This is a genomic window from Thermogutta hypogea (genome assembly GCF_055386265.1).
The window spans coordinates 719,433-738,982 of sequence record NZ_AP042425.1 but is presented as its reverse complement, the minus strand read 5'-3'; the positions used below and the strand labels follow the sequence as shown (position 1 = coordinate 738,982).

Annotated in this window: 16 protein-coding genes; 9 read left to right on the top strand and 7 right to left on the bottom strand. The window is 61.2% G+C overall.

What is annotated here, in order from left to right; translation table 11 throughout:
- Positions 1–45 precede the first annotated feature (45 nt).
- The 8 genes from ACZ5B4_RS02470 to ACZ5B4_RS02435 all read left to right on the top strand — a co-directional run bounded on the left by ACZ5B4_RS02470 (position 46) and on the right by ACZ5B4_RS02435 (position 8,810).
- Complete coding sequence (locus ACZ5B4_RS02470; RefSeq protein WP_464912861.1) at positions 46–2,349, top strand: type II secretion system protein GspD; 2,304 nt, start codon at positions 46–48, stop codon at positions 2,347–2,349.
- A complete protein-coding gene (locus ACZ5B4_RS02465; protein WP_464912860.1) occupies positions 2,346–3,116 on the top strand; it encodes a hypothetical protein in 771 nt (256 codons plus the stop codon). The genes ACZ5B4_RS02470 and ACZ5B4_RS02465 overlap by 4 nt, the downstream gene beginning before the upstream one ends.
- Before the next feature lie 166 nt (positions 3,117–3,282).
- Positions 3,283–3,966 carry a PAS domain-containing protein gene (locus ACZ5B4_RS02460; RefSeq protein WP_464912859.1) on the top strand — a complete coding sequence of 228 codons (684 nt, stop codon included), beginning with the start codon at positions 3,283–3,285 and terminating at the stop codon, positions 3,964–3,966.
- 51 nt (positions 3,967–4,017) lie between these two features.
- Complete coding sequence (locus tag ACZ5B4_RS02455; RefSeq protein ID WP_464912858.1) at positions 4,018–4,761, top strand: sensor histidine kinase; 744 nt, start codon at positions 4,018–4,020, stop codon at positions 4,759–4,761.
- A gap of 26 nt (positions 4,762–4,787) precedes the next feature.
- A complete protein-coding gene (locus tag ACZ5B4_RS02450; RefSeq protein WP_464912857.1) occupies positions 4,788–5,177 on the top strand; it encodes a response regulator transcription factor in 390 nt (129 codons plus the stop codon).
- 82 nt (positions 5,178–5,259) lie between these two features.
- Entirely contained in the window at positions 5,260–5,595 is a 336-nt protein-coding gene (locus ACZ5B4_RS02445) for an STAS domain-containing protein (protein WP_464912856.1), read from the top strand.
- 66 nt (positions 5,596–5,661) lie between these two features.
- Positions 5,662–7,443: a GspE/PulE family protein gene (locus ACZ5B4_RS02440; RefSeq protein WP_464912855.1), complete on the top strand. Its 1,782-nt coding sequence runs from the start codon at positions 5,662–5,664 to the stop codon at positions 7,441–7,443.
- Between the two features lie 158 nt (positions 7,444–7,601).
- On the top strand, positions 7,602–8,810 hold the full coding sequence (locus ACZ5B4_RS02435) for a type II secretion system F family protein (protein ID WP_464912854.1): 1,209 nt from the start codon (positions 7,602–7,604) through the stop codon (positions 8,808–8,810).
- Positions 8,811–8,899: 89 nt separating this feature from the next.
- Here ACZ5B4_RS02435 and ACZ5B4_RS02430 read toward each other — a convergent pair whose 3' ends face one another.
- The 7 genes from ACZ5B4_RS02430 to ACZ5B4_RS02400 all read right to left on the bottom strand — a co-directional run bounded on the left by ACZ5B4_RS02430 (position 8,900) and on the right by ACZ5B4_RS02400 (position 17,800).
- The gene (locus ACZ5B4_RS02430; protein ID WP_464912853.1) at positions 8,900–9,685 is read right to left on the bottom strand and encodes an SDR family NAD(P)-dependent oxidoreductase; all 786 of its coding nucleotides are present in this window, start codon (positions 9,683–9,685) and stop codon (positions 8,900–8,902) included.
- A 53-nt stretch (positions 9,686–9,738) separates the two neighbouring features.
- A complete protein-coding gene (gene gnd, locus ACZ5B4_RS02425; protein WP_464912852.1) occupies positions 9,739–11,190 on the bottom strand; it encodes a decarboxylating NADP(+)-dependent phosphogluconate dehydrogenase in 1,452 nt (483 codons plus the stop codon).
- A gap of 382 nt (positions 11,191–11,572) precedes the next feature.
- Complete coding sequence (gene lptB, locus ACZ5B4_RS02420; protein ID WP_464912851.1) at positions 11,573–12,370, bottom strand: LPS export ABC transporter ATP-binding protein; 798 nt, start codon at positions 12,368–12,370, stop codon at positions 11,573–11,575.
- Positions 12,371–12,446: 76 nt separating this feature from the next.
- Positions 12,447–14,330 carry a signal peptidase I gene (lepB, locus tag ACZ5B4_RS02415; protein WP_464912850.1) on the bottom strand — a complete coding sequence of 628 codons (1,884 nt, stop codon included), beginning with the start codon at positions 14,328–14,330 and terminating at the stop codon, positions 12,447–12,449.
- A gap of 287 nt (positions 14,331–14,617) precedes the next feature.
- Entirely contained in the window at positions 14,618–15,379 is a 762-nt protein-coding gene (gene hisF, locus ACZ5B4_RS02410; protein ID WP_464912849.1) for an imidazole glycerol phosphate synthase subunit HisF, read from the bottom strand.
- 133 nt (positions 15,380–15,512) lie between these two features.
- Positions 15,513–16,382 carry an HAD family hydrolase gene (locus ACZ5B4_RS02405; protein WP_464912848.1) on the bottom strand — a complete coding sequence of 290 codons (870 nt, stop codon included), beginning with the start codon at positions 16,380–16,382 and terminating at the stop codon, positions 15,513–15,515.
- 128 nt (positions 16,383–16,510) lie between these two features.
- Positions 16,511–17,800: a diphosphate--fructose-6-phosphate 1-phosphotransferase gene (locus ACZ5B4_RS02400; protein WP_464912847.1), complete on the bottom strand. Its 1,290-nt coding sequence runs from the start codon at positions 17,798–17,800 to the stop codon at positions 16,511–16,513.
- 410 nt (positions 17,801–18,210) lie between these two features.
- Between ACZ5B4_RS02400 and ACZ5B4_RS02395 the strand changes: the two genes are divergently transcribed.
- A complete protein-coding gene (locus ACZ5B4_RS02395) occupies positions 18,211–19,410 on the top strand; it encodes a NupC/NupG family nucleoside CNT transporter (protein ID WP_464912846.1) in 1,200 nt (399 codons plus the stop codon).
- Positions 19,411–19,550: the final 140 nt, after the last annotated feature.

Here is a 19,550-nt window from a genome sequence, read left to right as displayed (position 1 = left end):
CGGACGGAGCCGCGGGGCCGACGACAACTCCGGTCAAGGATGACCATGAAAGCTCTACTGCAAATCCTGGTGATGAGCGCTTTCGGCGCGGCGGGCGTCGCCTTGGCGGTGTTGCTCTCGCTTGGGATGGTTCCCCTTCCCGACGCCCCTTCCGCCAACCACGGCCCATATCACATCACCAGCCTCATTCTTCCCAAGGACGATCCGTACCGGCCCATAGCGGCAGCGTCTTCGACGGCCGCGGCCCCGTCTCGAGACCCGTCTCGAGAATTGAAGCCGCAAGAATTGAGCGCCTCCCCATGTGAACCGGCGGGCAACGCCCCATCGCCTTCGCCCCTCGCCGCGACAACGCCTCGTTCCGCTCCTCAAGGCAGCGTCGCCCCTACGCCGCCGAACCGCTCCGACGACACCAGTTGCGAGAGCGGCTCGACCAACCGCCGCCCCACCGTACCGGCAATAAACTCGGTATGCACCAACGCCTCCTGCGGCACCGCGATTTTTCCGGAGTGGGCCCCTGCGGACGCTCCTCCGGTTTTCGATCTCCCCGGCCGTGACGCGACGCCCAACCAAGGGTTGTCCGCGCAGAGCCTGGGGGCGACGGTCATCCCCTGCGATGAAGCCGCCTCGGGAGATCCGCCCGGTCGCAGCGGGGTGGAAACCGTCGCAATGCAAGAGGTGGTGCCATTGCCCAAGGCACCGTTCGTTGCGACACCGAGTCGGTCCCAAGGAGCCGAGGTCGCCCTCGTCGATCCCTTGGTGATGCAATTTCGCGAAACCGACCTCCGGGACGCGTTGCACGCCCTGGCTCGGCAAATGAACCTCAATGTGCTGATGTCGAGCAACGTACAGGGCACGGTAACGGCCTCCCTCAACGGATTGTCGCCCGACGACGCCTTCTCCGCGGTCATCGCCGCGCACGGCTTGGCGATGCATCGGCAGGGCGACGTCGTCTATGTCGGGACGCCGGCTGACATTCAAAGCATGCTCCAAAACAAGGACGTGGTGGCCACTCGCATCTATCGCCCCAACTACGTAACCGCGGAAGAGATCAAGGCCCTAGTCGAGCCGATCCTGACGCCGGAGACGGGAAAGGTCACTCTGTCCACGGCCGCCGAAATCGGAATTGCGCCCGACCCCACCAAGGCCGGCGGAAACGCCTACGCGGGCGTCGACATCGTACTCGTCCGCGATTACGAAACCGTGCTGCGGCAGATCGATCACATCGTGCAAGAAGTGGATGTTCGGCCCGCCCAGGTCGCCATCGAGGCCATGATCGTCAGCGTGAACCTCGACGACAAGGATCAATTCGGCGTCAGCTTCGAACTCCTCCGCAACAAGGGACACATACGCCTCGGTTGGGGCCTTCCGCCCAATGATCTGGAGAAGGTCAGCTTCGACGGCGGCTTGAAGGTCGCCTATTTGGACGCCAGCGTCTCCAGCTTCATCACCGCCCTCGAGTCCATCGGGGATACCAACGTCATTGCCAGTCCGAGATTGCTGGTTCTCAACAAACACCGCGCGGAGATTCTGATCGGAAAGGAGTTGGGTTACGTCAGCACCACCATCACGGAGACCAGCGCGTCGCAGACCGTGGATTTCTTGAAAGTCGGCGCCCAACTCATCATCCGACCGTTCATATCCAACGACGGTTTGATCCGCATGGAGGTGCATCCGGAGCTTTCCACGGGGGCCGTGCAAATCACCAACAACTTCACGGTTCCCAATAAGGATACCACCCAAGTCACGACCAACATCATGGTTCCCGACGGCGTCACGGTGATCATCGGCGGCCTGATGCGAGAAGACCTGCAAACCACCAGTTCGCAACTCCCGTTCTTGGGGAATCTTCCGTTGGTGGGCGCGGCCTTTCGCAATAAGACCGAGACCACGACCAAGCAGGAGATCATCGTACTCATCACGCCGCACATCATGGGCGACTATCAATTGGCGGCCGAGGGCAAGCGTGCCGCATTGGAGAATGCGAATCGACAGCAGACCTATGCAGAAAGCATGAGTCCGTTGGGCAAGCGATCGGCGGCTCGCCACTACCTGCAGCGGGCGCGCGAGGCTTCGGCGGCGGGACGCCCGGTGATCGCGCTGCGATTCGCACGGTTGGCCGTGCATTTCGACCCGACCAATCTCGAAGCCATCGCCTTGCGTGATTCGCTTGAAGGCGTCTGCCCTCCCGAATCCGCCGACGATGCATTCTTGCTTTCTCCGACCGCTTTGGACGGCGATCAATTGCCGCCGGCGATTCTCGATGCCTTGGAGGCGACACCGCCGGCGCCGCCCTTGCCTTCACCGCCTCCGCCGCCCGGCGGCTCCCCCGGCGAGGTCCGACAGCCGTGACGCCCACGTCTCTTAACTCCCATCGCCGTGCTCCCGCGCCCGTCATTGCCGGGCTTGCGCTGGCGTCCTGTCTCGGCGTCTTGGCCGGATGCCGAAGCACCTCGCCCCGCCCGAAAGCCCCGCTCTTTTCCACGGCACCGACGGCCTCAGCCGCCGACATTACCAACCAAAGGTTGCAGCGTCGGGAGCAGGTTCGCCGCGATTTTCGGCAACGCTATGCGGCTGCCTTGTCGGCCGAGAATGCGACCATTTCCACCGCCAAGGCAAGCGATTCGAGTTCCGGCCGATCGGCGGTCGTGCCCGCGACGGCGGAGATTCCGGCCGAGAATGACCGCGGCACGCCTGACGACAACCTTGCGCCGTGGGAAGAGAGGCTCCGCGAGGTGATCGACGACATCGTTGGGGGAGACGACCCTGCCGCTTTGGTACGACTGGAGGATCTACTTGCACGGCATGGCCGCGATCCGATCATGGTGCACGCGGCGGCCGTTCAATTGTTACGCGTCAACCGCGCGGACATCGTGGTAGATAAGATTGCACCGATTCTGAGGGATTTACCTCCGGATGCCCGGCTTTACCAGGTCCTGGGTTTAGCTTTCTACCGTTTAGGCCGATTTTCCGATGCCGAACGGGTATTGCTGCGATCTTTGGAATTGGACAACACCCTCCCCCTGACCTACCTTTTCTTGGGGTGCACGGCGGAAAAGCTGCATCAACCGCAAGAGGCGAGACGCTATTTCGAGAGGGCCTCTCAACTGGGCCTGTAGCGAGACCGCGCCGTCGCCTTTGCGCGAAACCGCCCCGAGCGCATCGCCCCTTTGAGGTCGTCTCGCGCGCGAGCCGTACTATTCGCGTCGGTGCGGTTTTGTCCCGCGCGCACAAGAAGTCCCCTGCAAACGGGGGAAAATCGAGGGAGTGAAGGGATTCTCGTCCATGACGTTGTTCGAGCAAGGACCGCACTTGATGTCGTCGGTCGGTTCTCTGTGGGGAATGTGGAGCGGTACGCCTTCGTCGATCTCGGGCGGCGGATTGTTGTGGCTTGCGGCATCGACGGCGGTGATCCTCTCGGCGACCGCGGCGGCGTGGTTGGTTTATGCCGTGATGCGTCGCCGTGAGCGACGACTGGCCGATTGCCTGGCGGATCTGGTTGCGGCCGCGGAACACGGCGACGAGGACGGCGATTTCGCCGTACGTGCGAGCATCGGAGAGCCTTTCGATTCCGTGCTGATCGCGCTCGCCCGGCGACTGTCGGACGCCGCGGCGGCAACCTCGCAGCGTGCGGAACTGCATACCGCCTTGGAAATCAAATACGGGCGATTGACCGCGGAATTGGCCGGTTTGAAAAAAGTTCTCGATTTGGTGCCCGATCCGATCTTGATTTGCGATGCCGCGCAGAACGTCAGCTTCGCCAACCGGTCGGCAAGGCGGCTATTCGCGATGGACGCCGATTCGGCCGAGGGACGAGCCTTGGGGACGATCCTGCGGGCCGAGTCGTTGTGGGAACTGCTCTCGGCCATGCTGCGTCGCAAGAACGCCGTCGAGCAAGGGACCGCGTGGGAATGCGAGACAGCCGACGGAACCAAGCGGAGCTTTCAAATCCATCTGTACCGCTCCTAGCTTCAGGGCGATCCGACGGGCGCCGACGAAGAGAAAGCGTTCAACGTCATCGTGTTTCGTGATCTGGCCGCCTTGTGCGATCTCCGGCGCCGACACGCCGAATTCGTGTCGTCGGTCAGTCATGAAATGAAAACGCCGCTCTCCGCCATCCGGGCCTATGTGGAACTCTTGGCGGACGGCGAGGGAAGCGATGAAGAGACCCGAGACGAATTTCTCGCCATCATTGATGCTCAGACCACGCGGCTCCAACGGCTGATCGAAAACCTTCTGAACTTGGCCCGGATCGAGGCCGGCATCATCAAGGTCAACAAAGAGCCCCAGTCGCTGAACGATCTGTTGGAAGAGGCGGCCAGGGTGGTGGAGCCGCAGGCCGGCCTCAAGCAAATCACGTTGCGCCGGGAACTCAGTCCGCTGTACTTGCCCGTGCTGGCGGACAAAGACCTGCTTCTTCAGGCGGCGATCAACTTGCTCTCCAACGCTGTGAAGTATACGCCGGACGGCGGTACGGTGACTCTCCGCAGCCGCCTGGACGATGACAGCGTGCTTTTCGAAGTCGCTGATACGGGCGTGGGGCTTACCCCCGAGGACTGCGAGCGCATCTTCGAGCGGTTCTATCGCGTCGATCGCAATAAAGATATGGCCTCTGGGACCGGACTGGGACTACCTTTGGCCAAACACATCGTGGAAGACGTTCATCGCGGCAAGATGTCGGTAGCCAGCCGATTGGGTGAAGGCAGCACGTTCCGCGTCTTGCTGCCGCGGGCCTCCCACCAAACCGTGCCCGCCGCGGGGTGATTTCGAATCAACGCAAGGAAAAGAGCATGTCCGTGGGAAAGACGATTTTGCTGTGCGATGACGAACCGGCGATCTTGAAGGCGGCGGAATTCAAATTGCGCGGCGCCGGCTTTCGCGTGATTACGGCGGGCGACGGCGAGGCTGCTTGGGAAGCCGCATGCCGCGAGTGCCCGGATCTCATTATCAGCGACTACCAAATGCCGCGGCTGGACGGAATCGGGCTGCTGCGGAAACTACGCGCGGACGAGCGATTCGCGGGTTTGCCCGTCATTATGCTGACCGCGAAGGGTCTGGAACTGGACAAACGGATGCTACAGGAAATCTTGGGGGTCGTGGATGTCATGGTGAAGCCTTTCAGCCCGCGCGAAATCCTGGCCCGAGCCAAGGCCCTACTTGAGGTCGAAACCCCCGCATGACGGTTTCCGCTTTTCCGTCGAACGGGACACACGTCGGCGCGGCGCGGAGGCGACGGAAAGCAACCCGTGAGAGGTAACCTCTATGAATATCCAAACCGAGGTCTTCGGCGACGTCCTCGTGGTACACACGCCGGAGGAATTCAGCGAAGAGACGGCCGACTCGGTGCGGCAATGCATCGAAAGCACGGGGGCTTGCCGAGTTGTGGCCGATCTGGACGATACGGAGAGCATCGACAGCCAGGGCTTGACGATGTTGCTGAACCTGCAAGAGCTTTTGCGGAGTCGCGGCGGCGACCTCAAGGTTGCCACCGCGAACGCCGTCAATCGTAAGATTTTGGAAATCACACGACTGGATCGGGAATTGGAGGTATTCTCCGGACTCGTGGAGGCCGTCAAGAGCTTTCGGGCGGGCCTGTAGTCGGGGCTCCTGACCCCGCCGCACGAACACCACGGACGCAGCGGCGCGTCCCCAAGGCGTAGAGCGATGCATCCGAAATCGATTTCCTTCTCCATGACGGAAGCGGCGGTCGGCGCGACTTCGCGTCGCCGGCTTGGTGACTTGTTGCTGGAGAAAGGCTATCTGCGCGAGGATCAGCTCCGCGCCGCCTTGGATGCACAACGGCAGTCGGGACGCACCAAACTGCTCGGCGAACTCCTGGTCGAACTGGGATATTGTTCGGAAGAACAGATTGCCGAATGTTTGGCCGAGGAGTACGGCCTGCCGTTCGCCCGGCTCGAACTGCGTCTCTTCGACGCCAAGATCGTCGACGTGTTGCCCCGCGAGTACATTGAGAATAATTTGGTCCTGCCCCTGTTCAAGATCCGCGAGACGCTGACCGTCGCGGTGGCCGAACCCTCCAATCTCTTCCTGATTCAAGAGATCGAATCCCTGACGAAGCTGCGGGTGCAAACCGTCGTTGCGACCGTCCGCGATATCCGGCGGATGATCGGTTCGCTTCCCAACTCCGCCGTATTCGTGATCGAGGATATCATTGAAGGCTCGGAAAACGCCGATGTGACCCTGATCGAAGAGGCGATCGAGGACATCGGCGACGTGGCGGACGTGGCCGGTCAATCGCCGGTGATTCGCCTTGTGAACTACATCATTTACAACGCGGTGAAGGAAGGCGCCAGCGATATCCACATCGAGCCTGCCGATCGCTGCGTGCGGGTGCGCTACCGCGTCGACGGGCGATTGTACAAGGCGCTCGAGGTGCCGGCCCATCTCATCAACGCCGTCACCAGCCGCATCAAGATCATGGCTTCGCTGGATATCAGCGAACGCAGGCTGCCGCAGGACGGCCGCGTCAACGTGCTTTTGGACGGCCGCAAGATCGATCTGCGCGTCAACACCTTTCCCTCGCAACGCGGCGAGAAGACGGTGATTCGCGTGCTGGATACCCGCGTGGTGTCCCTCAACTTGGAAGACCTGGGATTCGCGGAGGACACCCTAGCGAGACTCAAGGCCCTCATTCGCGCGCCCAACGGCATTGTGTTGGCGACCGGCCCCACGGGCAGCGGCAAATCCACGACCTTGTACGGCTGTCTCAATGCGATTTCGTCCATGGAGGCGAACATCTGCACGGTCGAGGATCCGGTCGAATATCACTTGCCGTTAGTCAATCAATTCCAGGTGCAGGAACGCATCGGGCTGACCTTTTCCAAGGCCTTGCGGACCCTCTTGCGGCAGGATCCGGACGTCATCATGGTCGGCGAGATTCGGGACGAGGAGACTGCGCGGACCGCGATCCAGGCGGCTTTGACGGGCCACCTGGTGTTCAGCACGCTGCATACCAACGACGCAGCCTCCGCCGTCACGCGATTGGCGAACATGGGGATCGAGACCTACCTGATCGCAGCCGCATTGAACGCCGTGCTGGCACAACGCCTGGTGCGGCGCATCTGCTCCAAGTGCAAGCATCCGTACGATCCGCCCCGCCCTTTACGCAAGGCTTTGGAGCGGATGGGCTACGCCGCCGAGTCCTTCTTCAAAGGCGTGGGCTGCCGCAACTGCCGCAATACGGGCTACCGCGGCCGCGTGGGCATCCACGAACTGTTGATTCTCAACGACGAAATCCGAGATATGATCGTCGCCGGCGCCAGTGCGCACCAGGTCCGAAAGGCCGCCGAGACGCAAGGGATGATCAACTTGCGGCAAGACGGTTTCCGCAAGGTCCAAGAGGGACTGACAACGGTGGAAGAGGTATTGCATGCGGTCGGGGATATCGGCGATTGGGCCGGTCTGTCGCAACTGGAGCGAGAATGAGCTTGGTATCCGGCGGAGAGACGGCACCGACGGACCCGAGGCTCCAGCGCCCCATCGAGTAGTCGATGCGCGGTCCCCAAGCCGAACCGCCCCGTGTGTTCGATTTCACCCGGCACGACGCCGTCGATGGAATCCCAAATCAGTAGGAAAATGCGGCCATGTCCGTTTCGTTCACCTACCGTGCGAAGACCCCGCTGGGAAAGATCATCGAAGGCTCGATCCGCGGCGAGTCCGAAGGCGATGTTTCCGCCCAGTTGAAGCGGGAAGGCCTGCTACCCTTGGAAGTGGAAGCCGAGGACGAAGAGGACCAGGACGATGGGATCGCTCTTTTTCGCCGCGTACGTCGCAGCGAATTGATCTACGCCACCAATCAATTGGCCATCTTGACCGACGCCGGCATCTCGCTGGCCCCGGCCTTGGCGGCGGCGATCGAAGAGGAACGCAATCCCCGATTGAAGGGCATCCTCATGGACGTCAAGGCCCGGGTGGAAGGGGGAGAAGACCTCTCCACCGCCCTGGCCCGACATGATGACGTCTTCGATCAGGTCTACGTGGCGTTGGTGCGGGCGGGAGAGAAAACGGGGGCGTTGGGCGAAATGCTGGTTCGCGTCGCCGCAAGCCTTCAAGCCGAACACGAGACGCGCGGCAAGATCCGTGCGGCCATGATCTATCCATGCGTCATGCTGGTCGTCGCCGTTGCGGTCACGATCTTCTTGCTTACGTTCGTGCTGCCGAGATTCGTCCCGGTTTTCGAATCCCGCCGCATGGAATTGCCCACGGTTACCAAGGCCGTGTTGCGGGCGTCCGATATCGTGACCCGCAACTATCCCTACTTGCTGGGCGCGGCACTGGCCCTGGCCGGTAGCTGGTGGGGACTGAAACAAACCGAGGCGGGACGGAGATGGCTGGACCGCGCCAAACTGTCTCTACCGGTCATCGGCCCCATTTACCGGAAGATCATCTTGTGCCGCTGCGTGCGCATCCTGGGCACGATGCTCGGGGCCGGTGTGCCGCTGCTCGATGCCGTCGAACTGACCGGCGACACCGCAGGCAACAGCCTGCATAAAGCCGCCTGGGACGAAGTCAACCGTGATTTGGTCGAGGGCAAAAGCCTCGGCGAAGCACTGCGACGGCACGAAATCTTTCCGCGCCTTTTGGTGCAGATGGTGGCGGCCGGCGAGGCGACCGGAAAACTGGATCAAGTCCTCTCCAAGACGGCGGCGTTCTACGACCGGGAGTTGGAGACCTCGGTGAAAACGGCCGTCAGTCTGATCGAACCGGCGATGATCATCGTGATGGGCGGCGTGGTGGGGACCATCGGATTGGCCCTTTTGTTGCCCATCTTCAGCCTCAGTCGGCCCGGTTGAATTCCGGCTCGCCGCCTTCGGCCGGGAAGACGTGCCGTGACCGAAGCCGTGTCGCAATTCTCACCCGATCAGCGGACCGCCCGGCGGTATCAGAACCACGCCGCCGTGAAACCGCCGTCCACATTGAATGCCGCCCCGGTGATATAGCTGCCCGCCTTAGGCGACAGCAACAGCAGTGCGGCGCCGATCAACTCGTGAGGCTCACCGAAGCGGTGCATGGGCGTGCCGTCCATGATGTTTCGCACGCGCTCCTCGTCCAATAGGCGACGGTTCTGCTCGGCCGGGAAGAAACCCGGGCAAATGGCGTTGACCCGAATCCCCTTATCCCCGAACTCTTGAGCGATATTCTTGGTCAGGTTCACAACCGCGGCCTTGGATGCGGCGTAGGCGAAAACCCGCGAAAGGGGCAAATGCGACGTCACGGAACCGATGTTCAGGATGGCACCTCCGCCCGCCGGCAGCATGTGCTTGATGAACACCTGGCACGCCTCGAACACGCCCTTCAAGTTGACGGCCATAATCTTGTCCCAGAGGACCGGATCGGCTTCCAGGAAGGATGTACCGGCGTTGATTCCCGCACAGTTGACGAGAATTTCGACCCGGCCTTTGATCTTCAGTGCCTCTTCCAACAATCCTTCCAGGGACCGTCGGTTGGTAACATCCACAAGGGCATAGCTTACACGGTCCCCGAACTTGCGGAGGAGATCGACGCGACGTCGGCACGCATCCTCGCCGAGGTCGGCGACGACGACGTGGGCACCCGCGCGAAGGATTCCTTCACAGATCGCCCCGCCCAGCTCGCCCGCTCCGCCGATCACGACGGCGACTTGCCCTTCCAGGTTAAACAGCTCGTAAAGATAGTCCTTGATCGACATCGAAATATCCTCTCGCAGACAGGTATCGTTCCAATCGTATTCCAAACCTCGCGTCAATTCTTCGGAGGTCGCCGCAAGGCAAGCCAATCGCTATGGAAAGGCCCTTGTCCCGGCTTATCCACCCGCTCATAGGTATGAGCACCGAAGTAGTCGCGTTGCGCCTGAAGGAGATTCGCCGGCAGAACGGCGGAACGGTAGCCGTCATAATATGCGATCGCGGTGGAGAACGCCGGAGTCGGAATTCCCATTTCGACGGCGGTACAAATCACGCGCCGCCAAGGTTGTTGCGCCTTTTCCACGGCCTGGCGGAAGTATCCCGCCAAGAGCAGATTCTCCAAGTCGGGACGTTCGCCGTAGGCCTCCTTGATGCGTTCCAGAAACACCGCCCGAATGATGCAGCCGCCTCGCCACAGCATGGCGATTCCGCCGTAATTCAGCGGCCATTGGTGTTCCTTGGCGGCCTCCCGCAGTTGCACGAAACCTTGGGCATAGCTCACGATCTTGGAGGCATAAAGGGCTTGCCGGACGTCCTCGATGAACTGCTCGCGATCGCCCTGGTAGCGTTGAGGCGTCGGCCCAGTCAGCAGGGCGGACGCCCGGACGCGTTCCTCCTTGATCGCGGACAGATTCCGGGCATGAACGGCCTCGGTTACCAGCGTGCTGGGGACCCCCAAGTCCAAGGCCAATTGACTCATCCATTTGCCCGTGCCTTTGGCCCCGGCCTTGTCCAGAATCTTCTCGACAAGGTAGCCGTCCCCTTCGGGATCGCGGACGCTGAAGATGTCGCGGGTGATTTCGATGAGGTAGCTGTTCAGCTCCCCTTGATACCATCGATCGAAGACGTCGTACAACTCGTCGTAATTCAGCCCGAGGACGTGCTTGAGCAGCCAATAGGCCTCGCAAATGAGTTGCATGTCGCCGTACTCGATGCCGTTGTGGACCATTTTGACGTAGTGTCCGGCGCCGCGCGGCCCGACCCAATCGCAACAAGGAATGTCGTTGTTCGGGCCGACCTTGGCGGCGATCGCCTGGAAGATCGGCTTGACTAACGGCCAAGCCTTTTCGCTGCCGCCCGGCATCATGCTGGGACCTTTGAGCGCGCCCTCTTCACCTCCGGAAACGCCCGTTCCGATGTACAACAGGCCCTTACTCTCCACATAGGCCGTGCGTCGCTCGGTATCGGCAAAGTGCGTGTTTCCCCCGTCGATGATGACGTCGCCCGGCGAGAGGTGGGGGAGCAGTGCGTCGATCAGCGTATCGACGGCCGGTCCGGCCTTGACCATCATCATCACTTTCCGCGGCGTCTTGAGGGCGGCGACGACCTCTTCCAGCGTATGGCAGGCCGTGAAGCGCTTGCCCTTGCCCGGACCTTCCATGAACTTGTCCGTCTTTTCGGTTGTTCGATTATAGACGGCCACGGTGAAGCCGCGGCTTTCCATGTTCAGGGCCAGATTCCGTCCCATGACCTCCAGGCCGATCACAGCAATGTCACACGTTGCCGTCATGATTCGCATCTCCCTTGAACCCCGATACCGATCCGAAATTGCCCTGAAACCCGTCCGTCGTATTCGCGACGGATACCCTCCTGGCCGCGATCCCGGCCCGCCGCTGCCCGGCACGCGCCGACGGGAAGCGGGTATTCCGGTTTGGGCAAGAACGTACCCGCGCCGGCCAGCCACGGTCCCGAAAGCGTCACTATCGTTTCGCCTACGAACTCCTCACTATAACGTTTCGCGCATGCCGTAACAATTCGCCCAACTCGGCCACAACTCGGCCGCGCGGTTTCACGGCCCGACCTATTGGCAACCGGAGTGGACGGCCCGGCCGAAGCATGGGCGTCCGACCGCGACGAGAGCGTCCTGCCCCGCTCGCGTCTCTTTCGGCCCGCTAAGAAAGCTGCATGTCGTCGCCGAAGTAGTATTTCCGTGCCTCGGCGTTCTCGAGGACTTCCTGGGGAGAGCCGTGGCAAAGCACGCGTCCCGCTCGGACCACGTAACTGCGGTCCGTAACCTGGAGCGTTTCGCGGACCTGATGATCGGTGATGAGAATGGAGATGCCGCGATCTCGCAAATTCCGAATGATCGCTTGGATCGCGTCGATGGTGACCGGGTCGATGCCCGTGAAAGGTTCGTCCAAGAGGATGATCTTGGGGTCGGAGACCAGGGCGCGGGCGATTTCCAGACGCCGCCGTTCCCCGCCGGAAAGCGACCCTGCACGCGACTTTCGGAGCGGCGTCAGGCTGAATTGTTCCAAGAGTTCCCGGCACCGGAGCACCCGGCTTTTCCTGTCAAAGCCCAGCAGTTCCATGATGCCCAGCAAGTTTTCTTCCACGGTCAACTTGCGGAAGACGCTCGACTCTTGGGCCAGATAACCCATGCCGCCTTCGCGGGCCCGCCGATGCATAGGCCATTGCGTTACGTCCTTGCCCAGCAGATACACGGTACCTTCGTCGGGACGGATGAGCCCGCAAGTCATGCGAAAACTGGTGGTCTTACCGGCTCCGTTCGGCCCCAGAAGTCCGACGATCTCGCCCGGCCAGACCTCGAAACTAACGCCGTCCACGACCTTTCGGGCGCCGTAACTCTTAACGAGACCGCAAACCGCCAAGACCGCGCCCGGCGTGGGCCGAATGTGCGGGGGCGATTCGATCTCTTCCGTGGCCAAAAGCGATCGTAAAAGCCTCATGAGTTCCGTCTCTTGAGATGCACCGTGCCGCCGATCCGACCGCGGCCCGGCTCCGAAAAAAGCAGCCGCGAAACCATCAACGCACGATCCGCATGTCGCCGAAGTTCGGGAAGAAGGGAAACGGCACGGAAGTACCCGGCAGGTGATTCAGGGCGTGCGGCCAAATCACGGCCAACGCCTTGCCGACCAGCAATTCTCGCCGCACGAAATGCTCCTTGGTCCAGAATCGCCCGTCCTCGCTCTGAGCGCTGTTGTCTCCCAACACAAAGAATTGATCCTCTTCCAGCTCGAATTCCAAGGGATGTCCGGTTCCGAGAAAGCCCCATTGCTCGGGATCGGCCATCACCTCGGCGACCATGTGGCGGAAGCGATCCATGGCATCGCCGCTCCAGACGACACGGGCGTACGGCGATTCGCTCCAGTCGAAGTCGTGCATAAAGGACCGCGAGCGGGCATCGTGGGCGATGTAGTAGATGTCGCGCGAGACTTTGAGATGACGAACCCGAATGTCCGCGGCCCGCGCGCCGATTCGAATGGGGCGTTCGAGATCGGCTCGCGTAGGACCATGCCAAGCGTCCCGCTCATACGGCAACACGCTCGTCTTACCGTCCACCCAAAGTGCGAGCTGATCGTCCACGTTGGCAAACCGCACAAGATGGCGTCCCTTCCCCCGCAACGAAGTGGCGAAAGTGGCGGAATCGCTCCCGTGATCTCGAGAAGTGAGCGTGACGCCGTCGCCAATCGCCTCGAGTCGCACCTTTCCGGTACCGGCGTCAATCACGGCCCGGAAGACCCGACCGCCCTTCACCAGCTCTACGTAAAGCTCACCACCGTTTTGCACGTTTTCCAGTTCGACCTCGAATTCGACGGCGATATCCCCCACCCAATGCAGCCCCAACTGATCGCCGCGGGGCGGACTCACCGGTGCGAACGGCTCGTCGTCCGATTCGTTGGTGTTATACGACACAAAGTCGCTGATGAGCTGCGGTTTCGCGGCCGCGAGCGCAACGGGCCGCCCGTCCTCGATCGCCTGCCATACATCCCAATCGGGCACGATGTGACGATACCGGAGCCAGGCGACGTCCTGCTCGGAGGCACTGCACTCCCATTCGCGTCGGGCGGAATCCAACCGCCATGCCGCCCCGCTTTCCGCAAGCGGAGAACCCTCGTCCGACCAGCGTTCGGGCCACCCGGCTTCCAGGAGGATCCGCGACGGCCTGTCGTCGTCGTAAACCGGCTGAAGCATGGCCAGAATCTTCTTGGGCGGCTTTCGCGCAATGGAGAACTCGCTATCACCCTGCTTCTTGATGAAAATGTCGCCGTGAAAGATGCGAACCGTTTCCTTGGGAAGCCCGATCAACCGCTTGATGAAGTTGGTCGTGGCGCCGCCGGGATACTTAAAGACCACAACATCCCAGCGTTTCGGCTCGGCGATGTGATAGGCATACTTGGAAACCAGAATTCGGTCTCCTTTGAACGACGGAGTGGACGGCTTCACCGGCCGATTCGAACCCAAAGGCAAGGTATGGCGACAATTCGGGCAGGTACCTCCGATTACCCAGCGCCCCGTCGGCTGATTCGTGATCTTGTCCACTTCCTCACTGGCACCGACTTGAAAACGAAACCCACAGGTATCGCAAATCACGTCCTTGTGGCGCCCCATCAACGTTGGAGCCATCGATCCGGTGGGAATAACGAACGCCTCGGCCTCGAACGATCGAAACAGGAAGGCGAGCACCAAGGCGATGGCAATGGCCTCCACCACCTCGCGCAGCCAGCCGATTTGCCGATCGGAGGGATTGCCGGTCGCTTTCGCCGGGGAAGCCGCCTCTGCATACGGCCGCCTGCCGGTCTTGCCGGGGGATTTTCCGCGGCCGCTTTCCGCAGCCCGTCCGGGTGCGGATAATCCCGAGAAAAACCGGCCGAAACGAGAAAAGGCGCTACGGGAGAGTTCACTCATGATCGCTTTTTAGCCGGAGTTGTTGTCCGAGCACGCCGCCATCACAAACACATCGCCGGGGTGCAATAACCGTCCTTCGCAACCGCCGGTTGAACATCGTGCCAATCTCGTGCAAGGCGGGCAAGCCCGGATGACATGTTTCCGCGGCAAGGTCCGAGTTTCCCCAGACCGGGCACCTCTGTTAATATACTTAACCCGCGAAAACTGGGAAACGGTGATATTCGGAATCGCTTGCGAAGGGCAAGGTTCGGTTTGGGCGAAACACCGGGACTGCGAGGTCCGACCGATTACTTCGTCGGCACCCCTCTGCCTCGCAGGTAGGCCTTGAGTTGTGGGATGTCGATCATGTGAAAATGGAAGACCGACGCTGCCAGAAGGATGGTAGCCCCGGCTTGGACGGCGTCGTAGAAGTGCTCTAACGTGCCCGCCCCACCCGATGCCACAATCTCCGCGCCGGTTTCCGCCTTCAACAGACGAATGATGGGGAGATCGTAGCCGGTCTTGGCGCCGTCGCCGGCTTTGCTGGTAGGGAGCAACGTGCGGACGCCGTATCCCACCGCGCGTTTGGCCCATTCCACGGCATCCGCGCCGGTCGCGGTACGACCGCCGTCGATGTAGACCTCGTAACCGGACCGTAATTGAGGATTTCGGTCCACATCGATGGCGACGGTAACCTTTTCGGCACCAAACTCCTTGACCATTTCCGCGATGAGGTTCGGATTGCGGAAGGCGGCACTGCTGGTGGAGACCTTGTCGGCCCCCGCGTCCAAAACGGCGGCGGCGGAAGCCAAATCGGAAATACCGCCCCCGACCGTGAAGGGAACGGTCGTGACTTCCGCCACACGGCGGACGACGTCCAGCAAGGTCACGCGATTCTCCACGGTGGCCGTGATATCCAGCAGAGCCAGTTCGTCCGCGCCGGCCTCGCAGTACGCTCGAGCGCATTCCACGGGGTCGCCCGCGTCGCGAATGTCCACAAAATGCACGCCCTTCACGACGCGGCCGTCGCGCATATCCAAGCAAGGCATGATTCTGACGGGTTCCGGCATGGGGGGGATTCCTTGCTCATACTGTTTGCGGTCAAACGGAGACGGGCGAACGAGTCGTCCTAACCTGTGCCCGCGGAGGACTTGCGTAATTTCCTTGGCCCGAGCAATGCCGGCACCGTGCCCGAATTCGCGCTTACTCGGCTTCCTCCACCCAGGGCGGATTGACGGGCAACCGGCGATCGAACTCCTCCAGCAAGGCCTGCTGATACTTCCCTAGAAATGTTCCCTGTAGGAAACGTTGCAAACCCTCCTCCAGGAACCGCCGCCAACTGGTTTCTTCGTCGCCCGGATTGATCGGGAAGAAAAGCGCCTTGTTGGCCACCGCAGCCTGATGGTCTCCCGGGGCATCACCGACCATCAGGGCATGTCCGGCCGGATATTTGGCGGCCAAAGCCAAGAAGTCCTTCTTCGTTCCGCTCTCTTGTCCCAAAATGGCACGGACGTAACCGTCCAGCCCATGTTCCTGCCACTCCCGACGAAGGGCCTCCTCCGGAGTCGCCGAAACCACCAGGATGTCCGCCTTGTCGGCCAGAGCTTGCAGCGATTCTCGCACGCATGGGAATGGAGGAACACCGTGCACCATCCATTCGACGCTCCGATTGACGGCCTTCGACCATTCTAAGGCCCTTCCCAATTCCGCATCACCGGATTCGGCCGCTGCTTGTTCCAGGGCAGGGTTTCCCAGCTTTTTTTCCCGCTTCATCCAATCCATGAGGGATTGCGGAAGCGGAATCGGGACTCCGCGGGCCTTGACCTCGGGCCGCCGCCGGAGTCGCTGCAACGTCTCGATCAGGGCGGGAAAGCGGTTGATGCCGCGACTTTTGGAATAGAGGTTGACGAACTCCGCCACCTCGCGTGCATACTTGCTGACGCCTTGCAGATCGTAGTAGTAGATGATATTCGGAATGAAGCACTCCTTGTGCTTCAGCTCCATCGTGTCGAACGCGCAGCCGTCGGAGTCGATACCCACTAGAAAGTCGTGCTTCGGCGTCAAATCGAACATGCGACCCTCGTTTTCGCTTGGCAAAGGCCTTCGGCCGTTCGAATCGGTTTTCCCTCAATTAAGTTTGTAGTGACATCGTAACGAACCCGCCGATCGGACGGTCCGCACGAATCCCGACCGGCTGCCGCCTAACCTTTGCGATCCATCTGAGGCGTGTAGGCGGGAAGTTTCTTTTCGGCAAAGATCGGCTGGAAGCGCGTCATCCGTTGCCGTCCTTCGCACATGGGCAGCGTGAGCATATCCTCACCGATGAGCGGCCGGGCGTATTTCACGAAATCGTCCGTCACATCATGGCCCGTCGGTGCGATCCACGCGCTGGGGAACTTTCGCTCGCTGTTGGCAACTTCGGGCAGAGGAACTTTATCGTAGCGAACGGTGTACGCCGGCCCCGGATTGCGAAGAATGGTGGCCATGAAGCCCGAAGCGCCCTGGGCCGCCAAGGCGGCCGCCACGCGGCCCACATTGTACGCCTCCTCCAAATCCACCGTCGATGCGTAGGCCATCGAATGCCTTTGATCGGTGCCGGGAACATTTCCTCGCGCGGCGCCTTTGGCGGCCAGGCCCTTTTCGTTCAGGTAGTTGACGAGTATTTGCGCCACGGTCAACTTGCTCGAACTGAACGACGTGTGGCCGAACGCGTCCTTGATCTCGCCGACGTCGCCCACGTGGAAGCCTTCACTGATCACGACCAGGCAGCGGCCTCGCTTCCGCAGCATGTCGTTGACCTCGTCGGCGATCTGCTCCAGCGAGCAGGGGCGTTCCGCCAAGTAAATGAGTAGGGGCATTTCACGATAAGGGTCGGCCAGACGGGCCGCGGCCGGGATGAAGCCGATCTTCCGCCCCATCGCCTGCATCACGAGGACCGGGTCCGCCGGGCAAGAGCCCCCGTTCTCCTCGTTGGCGTACTGAATCATGTGCGTCCAATATTTGGCCGTGGATCCGTAGCCGGGCGTGTGATCCACCAACCGAAACTCCGAGTCGCCCACGTCGTTGTCGATCGTCTTGGGGACTCCGACGGCCACAAGGTCCAAGCCTCGCGACTGAGCGAGGTGGGCGATCTTATTGGCCGTATCCATCGAATCATTGCCGCCGATGTACAGGAAATATCCCACATTGTGAGCGCGGAACACGTCGATGACGCGATCGAAATCCTCCGTTTGAGAGGGCTTCAACTTATAGCGGCAAGTTCCGATCGAGCCTGCGACCGGCGTGTAACGCAGCAAGGCGATCTCTTCCGGCGGCTGCGAGGAAAGATTGAGCAGTTCCTCCTTCAACACGCCCTCGATGCCGTGCCTGGCCCCGTAAACGGTACCAATGGCATCGAAATCGCGCGCCGCATCGACAATTCCGCGCAGACTGTTGTTGATGACGGGCGTCGGCCCCCCGCTTTGGGCAACTACCAGATTCCTTTTGGCCATCTTCTTCCCCGTTTGTCAGTCTCTCACCGGTCAGGGTCCGTCGCCGAACGACGAGCTTTCCGCCCCCAACATCCCCGGATTGCGACCGTCCAAGGATACCGCCCGAGGATAGTCCTAGGGTGCAGCCCGGGGATAAACGGGCCCGCGGAGACTCGCCGCGGCGGTCGCAGGAAACGACCAAAGCGCGATGAGCCCCCATTTTATCGCTGGAAGAATACGCCCACAATGGGCGGGCGGCGCGGCCGCTGCCTGCACAGCACTTGCAGAGCAGTTGCCGGAAGGCACCGACGCAAGGTCTCAACGGCCGCTGGTCGCCGATTAGCTTCAGACCGATGATGCATCCCCGCGTCCTCGGGTCGTTGTCCGAGGTTGGTTTTCGATGCCGTTAGACTCCGCCCGGAGATGGCAACATGGAACGCTGGACTCCCGTGCTTGGTCTTTTCACGATGGTTTTTCTGGCTTGGCTGGGCTCCGAGAACCGTCGCCGCATGAACTGGCGTCTGATTGCAAGCGGATTGCTGCTGCAATTCCTCATGGCGGCGTTGCTATTACGGACGACCCTGGGACGCGCTGCTTTCACCGCGGCTCGATCGTTCATTGAACGATTGCAGTTCTTCGTCGATCAAGGTTCGAGCTTCGTCTTCGGCCCGGAGTGGCAGCACCACCAAGTGGCGTTCAAGGTCCTGCCGGTCATCATCTTCGTCTCATCCCTGACGGCGGTGCTGTTTCACCTGGGGATTCTTCAGTGGTTGGTTCGGATCATGGCCCACATCATGGTTTGGGTCATGGACGTGTCCGGAGCCGAATCGCTGGCCGCCTCCGCCAACGTGTACGTCGGCATGACGGAAGCCCCGTTGGTCGTTCGCCCTTATCTGGAAACGATGACGCGGTCGGAATTGATGGCCATGATGACGGCGGGGATGGCCACGATTGCCGGAACGGTCATGGCGGCCTACGTCACGATGGGCGTCGATGCCGGACACATCATGACGGCATCCCTGATTTCGGCGCCGGCTGCCTTGGTATTTGCCAAGATCATGGTGCCCGAGTTGGAAAACTCCCTCACAAAAGGAAAAGTGGCCGTCCAGGTGGAGCGATTGGACGCCAATATCCTCGACGCCGCTTGCCGTGGTGCCTCGGATGGAATGAAACTGGCAATCAACGTTGCGGCGATGTTGATCGCTTTTATCGCTTTAGTCGCCATGGTGAACTGGCTCTTGAGCCTGTTAGGAAATCCGGGCAATCAACCTCTGACGATGGAGCGGATCCTGAGTTGGATCTTTACCCCGCTGGCATGGATGATGGGGGTTCCCTGGCAGGATGCCGGCACGGTGGGGTCCTTGCTCGGCACGCGACTCGTGCTGAACGAATTCATCGCCTACCAGCAATTGACGTCGATCCGCGAAAGCCTGTCCCCGCGAGCGTTTCTAATCGCAACTTATGCCATCTGCGGCTTCGCGAATCTGGGTTCCATCGGAGTTATGATCGGCGGAATCGGAAGCCTGGTACCCAATCGACGCCGGGAACTGGCTCAACTCGGGCTGCGATCCATGATCGCGGGGACGCTGGCTTGCTACTCGACCGCGTGCATTGCGGCGATTCTTTCCTGAATGCTCGCCGGCTCTGAAAATCAGCCGAGCCGAGCGTGCGTCAAGTCGGTCGCCCAGTCTATTGAGGGAGTCGCTCCGTCGCGTCGCGCTGTTGGGCAGCATCTTGCCCCATTCAAAGCCTCGGCCACGACGAAGCGCGG

Bases quoted from the DNA above. Each gene is read 5' to 3' on its own strand.
- ACZ5B4_RS02405 (WP_464912848.1), bottom strand. From the start codon at position 16,382: ATGTTCGATTTGACGCCGAAGCACGACTTTCTAGTGGGTATCGACTCC.
- lptB (WP_464912851.1), bottom strand. From the start codon at position 12,370: ATGAGGCTTTTACGATCGCTTTTGGCCACGGAAGAGATCGAATCGCCC.
- ACZ5B4_RS02430 (WP_464912853.1), bottom strand. From the start codon at position 9,685: ATGTCGATCAAGGACTATCTTTACGAGCTGTTTAACCTGGAAGGGCAA.
- lepB (WP_464912850.1), bottom strand. From the start codon at position 14,330: ATGAGTGAACTCTCCCGTAGCGCCTTTTCTCGTTTCGGCCGGTTTTTC.
- ACZ5B4_RS02460 (WP_464912859.1), top strand. From the start codon at position 3,283: ATGACGTTGTTCGAGCAAGGACCGCACTTGATGTCGTCGGTCGGTTCT.
- ACZ5B4_RS02445 (WP_464912856.1), top strand. From the start codon at position 5,260: ATGAATATCCAAACCGAGGTCTTCGGCGACGTCCTCGTGGTACACACG.
- ACZ5B4_RS02400 (WP_464912847.1), bottom strand. From the start codon at position 17,800: ATGGCCAAAAGGAATCTGGTAGTTGCCCAAAGCGGGGGGCCGACGCCC.
- ACZ5B4_RS02450 (WP_464912857.1), top strand. From the start codon at position 4,788: ATGTCCGTGGGAAAGACGATTTTGCTGTGCGATGACGAACCGGCGATC.
- ACZ5B4_RS02435 (WP_464912854.1), top strand. From the start codon at position 7,602: ATGTCCGTTTCGTTCACCTACCGTGCGAAGACCCCGCTGGGAAAGATC.
- ACZ5B4_RS02440 (WP_464912855.1), top strand. From the start codon at position 5,662: ATGCATCCGAAATCGATTTCCTTCTCCATGACGGAAGCGGCGGTCGGC.
- ACZ5B4_RS02470 (WP_464912861.1), top strand. From the start codon at position 46: ATGAAAGCTCTACTGCAAATCCTGGTGATGAGCGCTTTCGGCGCGGCG.
- gnd (WP_464912852.1), bottom strand. From the start codon at position 11,190: ATGACGGCAACGTGTGACATTGCTGTGATCGGCCTGGAGGTCATGGGA.
- hisF (WP_464912849.1), bottom strand. From the start codon at position 15,379: ATGCCGGAACCCGTCAGAATCATGCCTTGCTTGGATATGCGCGACGGC.
- ACZ5B4_RS02395 (WP_464912846.1), top strand. From the start codon at position 18,211: ATGGAACGCTGGACTCCCGTGCTTGGTCTTTTCACGATGGTTTTTCTG.